This is a genomic window from Desemzia sp. FAM 23989 (assembly GCF_045528345.1).
GTDB lineage: Bacteria > Bacillota > Bacilli > Lactobacillales > Carnobacteriaceae > Desemzia.
In genome coordinates, this window is sequence record NZ_JBGQQT010000036.1 from 1 (window position 1) to 13,014 (window position 13,014).

At 37.6% G+C, this 13,014-nt stretch carries 17 protein-coding genes; 15 read left to right on the top strand and 2 right to left on the bottom strand.

The window, feature by feature from the left end; genetic code table 11:
* Positions 1-277 precede the first annotated feature (277 nt).
* From ACEN36_RS12525 to ACEN36_RS12575, 11 genes are all read left to right on the top strand, one after another.
* Positions 278-1,882, top strand: coding sequence for a PTS transporter subunit EIIC (locus ACEN36_RS12525; RefSeq protein WP_407095347.1), 1,605 nt, complete (start codon positions 278-280; stop codon positions 1,880-1,882).
* 239 nt (positions 1,883-2,121) lie between these two features.
* Entirely contained in the window at positions 2,122-2,466 is a 345-nt protein-coding gene (locus ACEN36_RS12530; RefSeq protein ID WP_407095346.1) for a putative DNA-binding protein, read from the top strand.
* Between the two features lie 15 nt (positions 2,467-2,481).
* Positions 2,482-3,906 carry a signal recognition particle protein gene (gene ffh / locus ACEN36_RS12535; protein WP_407095345.1) on the top strand — a complete coding sequence of 475 codons (1,425 nt, stop codon included), beginning with the start codon at positions 2,482-2,484 and terminating at the stop codon, positions 3,904-3,906.
* A gap of 108 nt (positions 3,907-4,014) precedes the next feature.
* Positions 4,015-4,287, top strand: coding sequence for a 30S ribosomal protein S16 (rpsP, locus tag ACEN36_RS12540; RefSeq protein WP_407095343.1), 273 nt, complete (start codon positions 4,015-4,017; stop codon positions 4,285-4,287).
* A 13-nt stretch (positions 4,288-4,300) separates the two neighbouring features.
* On the top strand, positions 4,301-4,543 hold the full coding sequence (locus ACEN36_RS12545) for a KH domain-containing protein (protein WP_407126836.1): 243 nt from the start codon (positions 4,301-4,303) through the stop codon (positions 4,541-4,543).
* A gap of 143 nt (positions 4,544-4,686) precedes the next feature.
* The gene (rimM, locus tag ACEN36_RS12550; RefSeq protein WP_407095340.1) at positions 4,687-5,202 is read left to right on the top strand and encodes a ribosome maturation factor RimM; all 516 of its coding nucleotides are present in this window, start codon (positions 4,687-4,689) and stop codon (positions 5,200-5,202) included.
* Positions 5,202-5,930, top strand: coding sequence for a tRNA (guanosine(37)-N1)-methyltransferase TrmD (trmD, locus tag ACEN36_RS12555; RefSeq protein WP_079650514.1), 729 nt, complete (start codon positions 5,202-5,204; stop codon positions 5,928-5,930). The genes rimM and trmD overlap by 1 nt, the downstream gene beginning before the upstream one ends.
* Positions 5,931-6,061: 131 nt before the next feature.
* On the top strand, positions 6,062-6,409 hold the full coding sequence (gene rplS / locus ACEN36_RS12560; protein WP_079650518.1) for a 50S ribosomal protein L19: 348 nt from the start codon (positions 6,062-6,064) through the stop codon (positions 6,407-6,409).
* A gap of 130 nt (positions 6,410-6,539) precedes the next feature.
* Positions 6,540-6,983: a hypothetical protein gene (locus ACEN36_RS12565; RefSeq protein WP_407126838.1), complete on the top strand. Its 444-nt coding sequence runs from the start codon at positions 6,540-6,542 to the stop codon at positions 6,981-6,983.
* Positions 6,984-7,015: 32 nt separating this feature from the next.
* Entirely contained in the window at positions 7,016-7,432 is a 417-nt protein-coding gene (locus ACEN36_RS12570; protein WP_407095337.1) for an OsmC family protein, read from the top strand.
* 182 nt (positions 7,433-7,614) lie between these two features.
* Complete coding sequence (locus tag ACEN36_RS12575; protein WP_079650532.1) at positions 7,615-8,517, top strand: YitT family protein; 903 nt, start codon at positions 7,615-7,617, stop codon at positions 8,515-8,517.
* A gap of 273 nt (positions 8,518-8,790) precedes the next feature.
* Here ACEN36_RS12575 and ACEN36_RS12580 read toward each other — a convergent pair whose 3' ends face one another.
* Positions 8,791-9,105 carry a hypothetical protein gene (locus tag ACEN36_RS12580; protein WP_407126840.1) on the bottom strand — a complete coding sequence of 105 codons (315 nt, stop codon included), beginning with the start codon at positions 9,103-9,105 and terminating at the stop codon, positions 8,791-8,793.
* 295 nt (positions 9,106-9,400) lie between these two features.
* On the opposite strand from ACEN36_RS12580, the gene ant(6) reads away from it, so the two are divergent.
* Positions 9,401-10,255, top strand: a complete 855-nt coding sequence (gene ant(6), locus ACEN36_RS12585) for an aminoglycoside 6-adenylyltransferase (protein ID WP_407126842.1) — start codon at positions 9,401-9,403, stop codon at positions 10,253-10,255.
* Positions 10,256-10,321: 66 nt separating this feature from the next.
* On the opposite strand, the gene ACEN36_RS12590 is transcribed toward ant(6), so the two are convergent.
* The gene (locus tag ACEN36_RS12590; RefSeq protein ID WP_079650534.1) at positions 10,322-11,134 is read right to left on the bottom strand and encodes a Cof-type HAD-IIB family hydrolase; all 813 of its coding nucleotides are present in this window, start codon (positions 11,132-11,134) and stop codon (positions 10,322-10,324) included.
* 99 nt (positions 11,135-11,233) lie between these two features.
* Here ACEN36_RS12590 and ACEN36_RS12595 point away from each other — a divergent pair, with 99 nt between their 5' ends.
* The 3 genes from ACEN36_RS12595 (at position 11,234) to ACEN36_RS12605 (ending at position 12,913) form a co-directional block, all read left to right on the top strand.
* Entirely contained in the window at positions 11,234-11,995 is a 762-nt protein-coding gene (locus ACEN36_RS12595; RefSeq protein ID WP_407101764.1) for a prolyl oligopeptidase family serine peptidase, read from the top strand.
* A 24-nt stretch (positions 11,996-12,019) separates the two neighbouring features.
* The gene (locus ACEN36_RS12600) at positions 12,020-12,364 is read left to right on the top strand and encodes a metal-sulfur cluster assembly factor (RefSeq protein WP_407095314.1); all 345 of its coding nucleotides are present in this window, start codon (positions 12,020-12,022) and stop codon (positions 12,362-12,364) included.
* A 183-nt stretch (positions 12,365-12,547) separates the two neighbouring features.
* Positions 12,548-12,913, top strand: a complete 366-nt coding sequence (locus ACEN36_RS12605; RefSeq protein WP_407126844.1) for a hypothetical protein — start codon at positions 12,548-12,550, stop codon at positions 12,911-12,913.
* The last annotated feature ends 101 nt before the right edge of the window (positions 12,914-13,014 follow it).

The window sequence follows — 13,014 nt, forward strand, 5'->3', positions numbered from 1 at the left end:
TATCTCCAGATAGTTACTATTTAAAACAAAAGCATGTTATATAAAATTGAACCGCCGTATACCGAACGGTACGTACGGTGGTGTGAGAGGACGGTAAATAAATTAATTATTTACCTCCTACTCGATTAGTTTTTTTTATTTTTATTCATCCTTAATGAATATTGATTGGGTATTTTTAATGTGTTATCATCTACTTTGGTTACAAGGACTGTTCCATCGAATGATGGAACAAAGCTCCTTATAACCAAAGGAGTTTAGATTTAAGGAGGAATTTTTTGTGAAAGACAAGGTTTTTGAAACTCTGCAAAAAATGGGTAAGACATTTATGCTTCCAATTGCATTATTACCTATTGCTGGGTTACTTCTTGGTATCGGAGCATCATTTACCGGGGACGCATTTATTAATTTATACAAATTAGATTGGTTATTAGGGGAAGGTACAGTCCTTAACAAAATTTTGACCATTCTAAACGACTGTGGACAAATTATTTTTGATAATCTGCCCTTATTGTTTGCAGTCGCAGTTGCTTTAGGATTCGCTAAAGCGGCGAAAGAAGTTGCTGCTATTTCAGGAGTTGTAGCGTATTTTATGATGTATGCTGCATTAACCAGTACAGTAGAGAATTTTAGAGATATGGATGCATTATCATCCATTCCTGGACTGATGAGTAGTTTCCTAGGGTTTGAAAACACTATGAATACAGGAGTGTTTGGTGGGATCATTATTGGTTCGGTAGTAGCCTTTCTACACAACCGCTATTATAAAATCGAACTGCCAGATGCGTTATCATTCTTCGCGGGTACTCGTTTTGTCCCAATTGTTTCAGCTTTAGGCGGAATTGTTACCGGTGTTTTGTTGGCCTTCTTATGGCCGTTTGCGGCGCAATTTATTGCTTGGTTAGGATCATTGGTTGCTGACTTGGGATATGTCGGAACTTTCTTATACGGATTCATTTATCGTGCATTGATTCCGCTTGGTTTACATCATGTATTTTACTTACCTTTCTGGCAAACAGCATTGGGTGGAACTGCCGTAATTGCAGGACAAACTGTTGAGGGGGCGCAAAATATCTTATTCGCTCAATTAGCAAATGGACTTCCTGTAGGTGCAGAAGCTGGGAAATTCTTCTCAGGTATGTTCCCTTTCATGATTTTCGGATTCCCGGCTGCAGCTTTAGCGATGTATCACACTGCTAAGCCAGAACGTAAAAAAGATGTCAAAGGATTGATGACGTCATCTTCTTTAACCTCTGTTTTTACAGGAATTACTGAGCCGCTAGAATTTTCATTCTTGTTTGCTTCTCCATTCTTGTACTTTGGAGTACACTGTGTACTTGCGGCATCTTCATTTGCGTTGATGCACTTTTTAAATGTCGGAGTAGGGTTGACTTTCTCTGGTGGATTAATTGACTTCGTATTGTATGGCGTTTTACCAGGTCAATCTGTGACGAACTGGATCCCTGTGGTGCTTGTTGGAATAGTTTATGCACTGGTTTATTACTTTGTATTCCGTTTCTTTATCTTGAAGTTCGATTTGAAAACACCTGGACGCGAAGATGAAGTAATAGAATCTAAAATGTATACTAAAGCCGATTACCAAGCTAAAAAAGCTGGTGAAAAGCAAGGGACCTCTCCTGAACCAGAAGATTCATTATCTAAAGATATCATTGAAGGTTTAGGTGGAAAAGAAAACTTAGTAGATGTAGACAACTGTGCGACACGCTTGAGAGTAACGATCAAAGACGGAGAATTGGTCAATCAAAATCTGTTGAAGTCAACAGGAGCTGCGGGAGTAGTCGTTAAAGGAAATAATGCTCAAGTCATCTATGGTCCAAAAGTATCGAATATCAAATCAAATATCGATGAATATTTAAATAAATAGAGTCATGTAAAAATCATCTTGCCTCTGGGAGCAGAACTCTTATGGAATTGCTTTTTTCAGGACATTTGCAAGCTCCAACTAAATAACTAATCAAAACAGGGAGTGGAACTTTAGTTCTGCTCCCTGTTTTCATGACAAAAAAAGCCTAGCTTCTATTGACTAAACTAGTAAAAATAGGTACTCTTAAGTAGTGTGTAAAAGGAAAATACTTTACAGTGAGTGCTAGGAGAGAACAGATAATGGAATTAGAAAAAACAAATCAAATGAATGCGTTATTTGATTTTTATGGTGCTTTACTGACTGAAAAACAAAAAGAATACATGCAGTTGTATTATGGTGATGATTATTCATTAGGTGAAATAGCCGATGAATTTAATGTCAGCCGCCAAGCAATTTACGACAATATCAGGCGTACAGAGAAAATCCTTATCGAATACGAAAACAAACTCAGCTTATTTAAAAAATTTAGTGAAACTACTGCCATTATCAATCAGCTCGAAGAATATGCAGCTGCTCACTATCCAAAAGATGAAGAGTTGAGAGCAGAGATCGAAAAACTTAGAAAAACAAATGATGAAGAGTAGGAAAGGTGAAGAAATATGGCATTTGAAGGATTAACAGAAAGACTCCAAAATGCAATGACAAAATTACGTCGTAAAGGAAAAGTTTCTGAAGCAGACGTTAAAGAAATGATGCGTGAAGTACGATTAGCTTTATTGGAAGCCGATGTAAACTTTAAAGTTGTCAAAGAGTTTGTCAATAAAGTAAGTGAACGTGCTGTTGGAACAGAAGTATTAGACAGTTTATCTCCAGGACAACAAATCATCAAAATCGTAAATGATGAATTGACTGAATTGATGGGTGGAGAAACAGCTACAATCAATTTTTCTGTAAAACCTCCGACTGTTGTCATGATGGTCGGGTTGCAAGGAGCCGGAAAAACTACTACTGCTGGTAAGATAGCGAATTATGTACGCAAAAAGGAAAACAAAAGACCTTTATTAGTTGCTGCGGATATTTATCGTCCGGCTGCTATCCAACAATTGCAAACTATCGGTGATCAGTTAGATATGCCGGTATTTTCAATGGGAGATCAAGTCAGTCCGGTAGAGATCGCTCAAAAAGGGATTGAAGAAGCTGTACGAACAGGTCGCGATGTTGTTTTAATCGATACGGCTGGACGCTTGCACATTGATGACAATTTAATGACAGAGCTGGCTGATATCAAACAAACAGCAAATCCTTCTGAGATCTTTTTAGTCGTTGATGCTATGACCGGTCAAGATGCTGTCAATGTAGCGAAATCATTTAACGAACAACTAGATATCACAGGTGTCGTGTTAACCAAATTAGATGGGGATACTCGTGGTGGGGCGGCTTTATCTATCCGTTCTGTCACAGGAAAACCGATCAAATTTGTTGGTCAAGGAGAAAAGCTTGATGCCTTAGACCCCTTCCATCCAGATCGTATGGCGAATCGAATCCTGGGCATGGGAGACATGTTGACCCTGATCGAAAAAGCGCAACAAGATATTGATGAGAAAAAAGCCGAAGAAATGGCTGAAAAACTGCGTGAAAATACGTTTGACTTCAATGACTTCATTGAACAGATGGATCAAGTAAGCAACATGGGGCCATTAGAAGACATCATTAAAATGATTCCCGGTATGAACAACATGCCAGGTTTGGATCAACTGCAGGTCGATCCTAAAGATACGGCTCGGATGAAAGCTATTGTCCTTTCGATGACAACCAAGGAAAGAGAAAATCCGGATATCATTTCTCAAAGCCGGAGAAAACGGATCGCTAAAGGTTCAGGGCGTCCATTAGTAGAAGTAAATCGGTTGATCAAACAATTCAACGAGTCGAAAAAAATGATGAATAAAATGTCCAAAGGCAATTTTGAAGGCATGGATGGTCTATTCGGAAAAGGTGCTAAAGGTAAGCTAGGTAAAATGGCTATGAACCAAATGGCCAGAAAAAACAAGAAGAAAAAGAAAAAAATCATCCGTAAAAAGAAATAATCGCAAAAAAAGGCAAAAAAAAATGAAGTGTAAAGAAAAAACACTTTACAAGCTTCGAAATAACTGATAAACTATCTTTTGTGAGATTGTTAATGGAGGTGTTAAAGTATGGCAGTAAAAATTCGTTTAAAACGCATGGGTTCTAAAAGAAATCCTTTTTATCGTATCGTAGTCGCAGATTCACGTTCTCCACGTGACGGACGCTTTATCGAAGAAATTGGACACTACAACCCAGTTGTTGAACCAGCTCAAGTAAAAATCGATGAGGAATCTGTATTAAAATGGTTAAGCAATGGTGCTCAACCATCAGATACTGTTCGTAATATCCTTTCTCGTGAAGGTATTATGAAAAAATTCCACGATTCTAAATACAGTAAATAAAAGGGATGATTAAATGAATGACATTAGTGAATTGATTCTTGCAATCGTTCATCCCCTAGTCAGCCATCCGGAAGATGTTCAACTGGAAACTGACGAGTCAGATGAATTTATTGAATACCACTTAAGCGTTCATGAAGAAGATGTTGGACGCGTGATCGGTAAAAAAGGACGCGTAGCGAAAGCTATTCGTACGATTGTATACAGCACAAAGATCGATGGATCCAAGCGTGTGAGATTAACCATTGTCGACAATTAATTATCCATTTATAAGACAAAGCCGTTTCTTTTTAGAAATGGTTTTTTCTTTTATTTAGGAAAGAAAAGTCTGCTGTAGACATATTCATAATTCCTAGTACAATAAGACTGAGGAAAGATAATTTGGCATAAATGAGGGATGATATGGAAAAACTGTTTAATGTTGGAAAAATCGTCAATACGCATGGGATTAAAGGTGAAGTTCGAGTCATTTCCGTAACCGACTTCCCTGAAGAAAGATACCAAAAAGGTTCAGTATTGATTTTAGAAAGAGAAAAAGCAGCACCTATCGAGTTGGTAGTCGCTAGTCATCGAAAACACAAAAATTTTGATTTGTTGACGTTTGAAAATCACCCAACGATCGAGTCTGTAGAAGTATACCGTGACGGCATCTTAAAAGTTACAGAAGAGCGATTGACAGAATTGCCAGAAAACGAGTTTTATCTGCATGAAATCGTTGGGCTGATGGTAGAAGACGAGACTGGAAATGAAATTGGTAAAATCAAGGAAGTGCTGCAACCTGGAGCAAATGATGTATGGGTCATCCAAAGACATAAGAAAAAAGACTTGCTGATCCCCTATATCGCTGAATGTGTGCTGAATGTTGATTTAGAAGCCGGTAAGGTTACGATACACTTAATGGAAGGGTTAGACGACTAATGAGAATAGATGTACTCACATTGTTTCCTCGGATGTTTGAGGGGCCTATGTCGGAATCGATTATTGGAAAAGCCGTTGAAAAAAACTTGCTGTCTATTAATGTGAAGAATTTCCGTGATTTTTCAGCTAATAAACACCAGAATGTAGATGATTATCCTTACGGCGGCGGAGCTGGGATGCTGTTAACAGTTCAGCCGATTCTGTCTGCGTTTGATCACATCCAAGAACAAACTCCAGAAACTAAAAAAAGAGTGATTTTATTGGATCCGGCTGGAAAACCATTTGATCAAAAAAAAGCAGAAGAGTTAGCAGAAGAAGAACACTTGATCTTCATTTGTGGGCATTATGAGGGGTACGATGAACGTATTCGCTCTATTGTGACTGATGAGATATCGATTGGAGATTATGTCTTAACAGGCGGTGAATTGGGCGCTATGGTAGTTATTGATGCTACTGCCCGTTTATTGCCGGATGCTTTAGGAAATCAAGAGTCGGCAGTCACTGATTCTTTTTCAACAGGTTTATTGGAACATCCTCATTATACAAGACCAGCATCTTATAAAGGAATGGATGTGCCGGAAGTTTTATTGAGCGGCAATCATAAACGCATTGAAGAATGGCGAGAAAAAGAATCTTTGAAACGGACGTATGAGAGAAGACCTGATTTACTGGAAGAGATCGAATTGACAGAGCAACAGCAAAAATGGTTGAAAGAAATCAAAGAATAAAGAAAAAATACTTTACAGTCATTATAGAATATGATAAAGTTATTTGGTGAGTGGGAAAACCACTTAATTAACGATATTCCGCTGTATCCAAATGGAGATATATGAATGTTTGTTGGAAGGAGATAAAAATCATGAGTCAATTAATTGAAGCCATTACTAGCGAACAATTACGCAATGATGTTCCTACTTTCCGTCCTGGAGATACAGTTCGTGTACACGCGCGTATCGTTGAGGGTGAAAGAGAACGTATCCAATTATTTGAAGGTGTTGTAATCAAACGTCGTGGAGCAGGAATCAGCGAAACTTATACAGTTCGTAAAATTTCTTACGGTGTTGGTGTTGAACGTACATTCCCTGTACACTCACCACGTGTTGCAAAACTTGAAGTAATTCGTCAAGGTAAAGTACGTCGTGCTAAATTGTACTACATCCGTGCATTACATGGTAAAGCTGCTCGTATCAAAGAAGCTCGCCGTTAATTCGCACTTCAAAAAGTCTGGACAATCTGTTGATTGTTCAGGCTTTTTATTTTGTCTATAAATTCTGCATTGTTTACGCTATAATAAAAGAGAAACAGATATTGACGACTATAGTTGGGGGGAAACAAAAGTGACAGAAACAATTGAAAATTTTGAAGCATTGATAAAAGAAAAGAAGATTCCTTTGAAAAGAAGTGAACTTAAAAACGGACAGATTTTATTTAATGGAAACTTTCGCTTAACAAAAACAAAAGTCTTGCCATTCGGGATTGTTTTTGACAGCAAGGATGCACAATCCGTAGATTTTCAAATTACATACCATAAATTAGCGTACGTACAAGATTTTTCTAAAAAAGCAGCTATCTTAGAATTGTTAAATGAGTTAAACCAAGTGAAAGCAGGGTATTATAGCGTGATTCTTGCTGGAGACGGGGAAGTTTATTTAAAACTACTCAGTCGAACTACAAACGATGTTTTAGCTGCATATGAAATGATGGTTTTCGGTTCTACGATCGCTAAAGTACTGATTAAAGAGATTGAAAAAATATTGGAACCCGAAAACGCTGCAGAGTAAAGATAGACTGTTCAATAGAAAGCAGGGATTAAATGGCTCATCCAAATAGTTTATTTCACACAGAAGTTGTAAATGATAAAGGTTTACACGGGGATGCTTTTGTAAAAAATGGAGGACTGAAAGTTACTATTTCTGATCCGCTAGATTCAACACCTGGGACTAATCCTGAAGAACTATTGGGATTGTCTTTAAGCACTTGTTTAAATGCGACCATTCAAGCTTTATTAAAAGGCAGAGGCTTAAAGAATAAAAGTCGAGTGGAAGTTCAAGTAGACATGGTACCTGAAGAAAAAGGCGGGTATTTTTTTGAGGTAGTCGTACTGGCTACGATAGAAGATATGCCATTTGAAAAAGCGGACCGTATTGTACAATCTGCTGAAAAACGCTGTCCAGTAGCTAAACTAATCAATGGTAGTAAAACGGTATCTGTAAAAACCATCGCATCCTAATGGGTGATTAAGTCTGATAAGTGTAAAAGGAACGGGATAAAAATCCTGTTCCTTTTTTTACTTAACGGAATCTTATCGTGAAGCGGATTCAATGAGACTTTTCTTATTGTATAAAGATTCTTCTTTCTTTCTGAAACCTTTGTTGCTATCCTTATTTAGAATTATATTGTGGAGGTGTAGTGGTGAAAAAATTTAAGTCGCCAGTTGTCTGGTGGGAATATTTGAAGATAACGATTGTATTGATCTTTTCAGCTATAACAGGAGCGGTGTCGTTTAACTTTTTCTTTATTCCAGCAAATGTTTATGCATCTGGATTAAATGGTTTTGCGCAATTATTTACAGGTATTTCAGCTGAATATTTCAATATTCAAATGGAAACCGGGTTAATTATATTACTATTGAATATCCCCATTGCTATTTTAGGATGGTTTAAAATTGGAAAAACTTTTACCATGTTAAGTTTTATGTCTTCTTTTCTAGTGTCAATCTTAATGGTTTTTCTTCCAGTCGTGCAGTTAACTCCTGATCCCATTATGAATGCATTATTCGGTGGTGTTATTGGAGGAGCTGGAGTAGGATTTGCGTTAAAATACGGCTTCTCAACTGGCGGGATGGATATTATCGCCATGGTGCTGGCCCAAACAACGGGCAAAACAATCGGTAATTTAATGATGGTGATGAACGCGATTATCGCTATCACTGCCGGAGCATTATTTGGATGGGAATATTCTTTCTATACGATCTTATCTATTTTTGCTTTTACAAAAGTCGTGGATGCCATTCACACAAGCCATCAAAAAGTGACGGCGTTGATTGTGACTACAGATCCGGATACATTAGTGGAGGCAATCCACAAACAATTGGTAAGAGGGATTACCGTACTGCCTGCTACAGGCGGATACAGCAAAACAAATCGTGCGGTATTAATGGTGGTTATTTCTCGTTATGAAATATATAGTTTAGAACAAGCTGTTAAAGAATCCGATGCAGCTGCATTTGTCAACTTTATGCAAACAAACAGTGTTTTAGGAGAATTCCTAAGCAGTGACCAGCAAAAACAACGTAGAGCCAGCGAAGTACGTTGAGTTTTATCATTCCAAAAAGAACCTCTATTTCACTCCAAGTTACTGTGGAGCCAATAGAGGTTCTTTTTATAGAGCAATGAAAGGTTGTTTCAGTGTTCTAACAGTTGTTCAAACTCATGGTATTGTTTTAACGTTTCTGTTAGCAGTTCCGACGAATCATTCGATAAACGGCTGTGCCATTTTTGTACTCGCTGAAGATACTGAACAGCCGAGTCCTCATTTCCTAGCATAAGAAAGCTGTCCACTAATAAAACAAAAGCTTGAAACATTAAGTCAGGGGATTCGGCTTTTAAGATCAGACAGCTTTAATCCTCGTTCCATCATTTTTTTAGCTTCGATCGGACTTTCATGAGAATAGAGAAGAGTATAACTTTTCCAGTATAATTTTTCGAAGCGGTTATCTTTACTGCGTTTTTGTTTGGTTAGGTTGCAGAACGATAAAGATGTTTCCATTACTGCATAGGCTGAGGAGCGTTCGTTACCCTTGTAGATGTTCTTAAAAACTAAGTCTTCAAAGAAAACTTCTGTTTCTTTTAGGGAAATTACAGGTAGCAATGGAATACTGGCTTCTAATTGTATCTGTTCCATAACTATCTCCTTTTCGTTATAGTAGATGCAACAGTGCTCATTTTAGTATAATTGAAATGTATTATTGAAACTTCTAGAACCATGAAACAGAGTACAACTCACAAAGTGATATGTAACTTATGGAATGGTATATTCTGGAGTCATGCGGAAATTCTCTTAAAAATAAACTGTTAATAGACTGGATGAAGAAATTTACAGAAAACGAATGTTGTTCTTTTTTTTTGAATTCACGCTTGGAAAACAATCAAAACTACTTATATCTATCAATAAACTTATTTTCAAATGGAGGGGAATTATGCGGAGTGAAGAAGAAGTTTTTGCATTGCTAATAGGATTTGCCAAGTCAGATGAGCGAATACGCTTAGTGAGTTTAGAAGGTTCTAGAGCCAATCCAGCAATAGCGGATGACGAGTTCAAAGATTATGATATCGCTTTTTTCGTAACAGATATGGAATCGTTCCTCTCAAAGGATGATTGGCTAGATTTTTTAGGTAAAAGACTCATTCTTCAAAAGCCAGAAGATATGGAGCTTTATCCACCACAACTGGGAAATAAATTTTCTTATTTAATGCTTTTTGAAGACGGGATAAAAATAGACCTCACGCTAGTTCCAATAAGTGAACTTCAATCATGCTTAAAAAGGAGTGATGGCTTATTGAAGATTTTGTTGGACAAGGACAACACAGTTAAAGAGGAAATCGTTGCTACCGATCAACACTACTGGATGACTAAACCGACTGCTCAGAAATTCACTGATTGCTGCAACGAATTTTGGTGGGTAAGTACTTATGTCGCAAAAGGATTAGCACGACAAGAATTCCTTTTTGCTCAAGACCATCTCAATCAAATTGTTCGACCAACGTTATTGTTGATGATGTCTTGGAAAATTGGTGCTGAAAAAGGAAGTAGTTTTAGCTTGGGCAAAAATTACAAATTTATTCAACATTACCTTGCTGCCGAAGAATGGGAACTACTTCTCCAGACTTTCCAAGGGTCGGGTTATAGTGAAACGTGGGAAGCATTGTTTCTTTGTCAGAAGTTATTTCGAACTATCTCAAAAAAAGTAGCTTTAGCATATGGGTATGATTATCCAAACTATGATGAAAGAGTTACTCCTTATGTCCAAGGTCTCCATACTAAATGTTCCTGAATAGAAATGAAAACAAAGAAGCTGAATTCGATACTTGATCGGATTCAGCTTCTTTGCGAAAGGATATTAGTTTAATTTGAAATAGCTCTCTAGATAATTGGCCAATCCATTTTCGTGATTTGTAAAATCTGTCACGTCATTAGCAATTGCTTTCAGTTCATCAATCCCGTTCCTCATGGCAACGCCGTGTCCGGCATATTGGATCATTTCATAATCATTGGCTTCATCGCCAAATGCTAGAATATCTTGTTGTTGGATACCGTAAACCTGCGCAATTCTTTCCACACCCAGTGCTTTTTGGACGCCGGCAGCGACTACTTCCAAGCAAGGGGTTTGTCCACCCCAAGTGCGCACTTCTACTGCATCGCCGTAGCGGTTGACGATTTTGTCGATGATCACTTGTTGATTTTCATGTCCAGTGAATACACTGATAGCAGTCGGTTCTTCTTTTAATGTATCTTCAGATAATTTGAAAGACATATTTTTACCGGTTGCAAAAAAGTCTGCGTAAGGAATAAAATCGTCATCTACATAGACAGTGTCGCGTAATTCTGCAGCAATCAATTGGATGTCCATTTCTTTTCGTAAGGAAAGCATGTCGATCGCAATTTCTCTGTTCAATGTTTTATGGTATTGAGATTCCCAAGCTAATTCGTTCGGTTTGTGGCATAATGCACCATTGAAGTTCACGATAGGAGTGTCTAAATCTAACTCCGCATAATATTGACGACTGCTGCGATATGGTCGACCAGTAGCAATCGAAACGATATGACCAGCTTTTTTTAAGGTGGTCAAGACTGCATTCGTTTTTTCTGAAATAAGGGATTGATTGTTTAAAGTAGTTCCGTCTAAATCAAGTGCGATTAACTTTTTATTCATCTGTATCCTCCAAGGTTTTTATGCTAAACTAATTAAAGTATTTAAGTACACGATAACACAAAATGAAAAATAAAAAAATATGTAAAACGAGGTGTCCGTATGATTTCAATCAAAACGGTAACGATAGCAGGACTTCCTTTGCTAGAAATTGCTCCAGAAGCAACTTTTTCTGAAAAGCTGCCGACAGTATTTTTCTATCATGGCTGGACGAATGTAAAAGAAAGTTCTTTAGTCAATGGCTATGAGTTAGCTAAAAGAGGTTTTCGCGCGTTGCTTCCTGAAGCTCATTTGCACGGCGAAAGAAAGACTGATGAATCAACAAACGGAAATGTTGATTTTTGGAATGTTGTAGTACATAACTTATCTGAAATCAATACGATAAAAGAGTATTACGTGGAACAGCAATTAACGGATCCTGATCGTATCGGTGTCTCTGGTCTGTCTATGGGTGGGATTACTACTAGTGCCATGTTGACTCAGTTCCCCTGGATAAAAGCAGCGGGAGTATTGATGGGCACTCCTTCACCGATTTCCTTTTCCAAATGGATTCTGAACTCTCCATGGACTGAAGGACTGGACATTGAATTAACGGAAGAACAAATCAATCAAATGACTGACCCCTTAAAAGCCATTTCGCTAGCGTTGCAACCTGAAAAAATTGCTGGACGTCCGGTTTATTTTTGGCATGGAACAAATGATGAACTCGTACCGTATTCGTTGACGAATGAGTTTATCCAAACCATACAAAATGAGTCATACGCTAAAAATGTCCAATTTGAAACAACTGTGAATGGTACTCACAAAGTACCTTACGCTATTTCTGTTGAAATGGCAGATTTCTTTGAAGAAAACCTTAAATAAATGGCAATAAAAAGGAGAATAGCTATGTCTGAACAACTTTCTTCTTGGTCCTCTGAAGAACAAGAAAGAATCAAGCAAAATATTATGGGGGCATTAGAACAAGTCATTGACCCTGAATTAGGGATTGATATCGTCAATTTAGGATTGGTGTATCGAGTTGGCCTGTTTGAAGGCGGACATTGTGTAATCAATTTGACGTTGACCACAATGGGGTGTCCGTTGGCGGATGTTATCACAGAGGAAGTCATAAACGCTCTCAAACCCATTCCAGAAATAGAAACGAGTGAAGTGAAATTAGTATGGTATCCAGCTTGGGATACTTCCAAGATGTCTCGCTATGCGCGGATCGCGTTGGGAATACGTCAATAGAATACTAAATGTATGAAAAGATAGCTAGTTTAAAGAAATCTGGCTATCTTTTTTGTATTCAAATCAATACGAGTCCTCTCTTGAAATAGTTAAATATGTATCGTTTAGCAGACAATTGAATGTAAAAGTACATTCTGATCAATTAGAAAGGTTACAAACAAAAAGGATAAAGGAGTTAAAATGATGAGTTTTAAAATTCCTTATTTAACGAGAACCATTATGTTAGTCATTTTTTCTATATTCATTTCGCTTATGTTAGCAGGATTATATTTATATGAACAAATTGACACGAAAATATTAAATGTGCTGTTTCCAGTTTTTTCTTATTCTTCAACCATCTATTTAATCAAAAGAAAAGCCTCAAATAATGATATTAAATTAGAAGCTATACTAGGTAGCTTTACTTTTAAGAGCACACCATGGCTTAAATTAGGAGCCATAACTTTGCTTATTTTATTGTTTGGATATGTTGCTGTACTGACAGTAGTTGGTGTTGGTTTCAGGATGGATCCAACTTTTTTTCGTTCGCCCAGCATGGGCGAACTCTAACGGGTGCAAGTCCCGAATGCGACCTGACAGTGGTAAGCATATAGCTGACGGCAAGGGTGTCCACCGTGAGGTGGAATCTGAAGGAAGCCCAAGGCAAAACT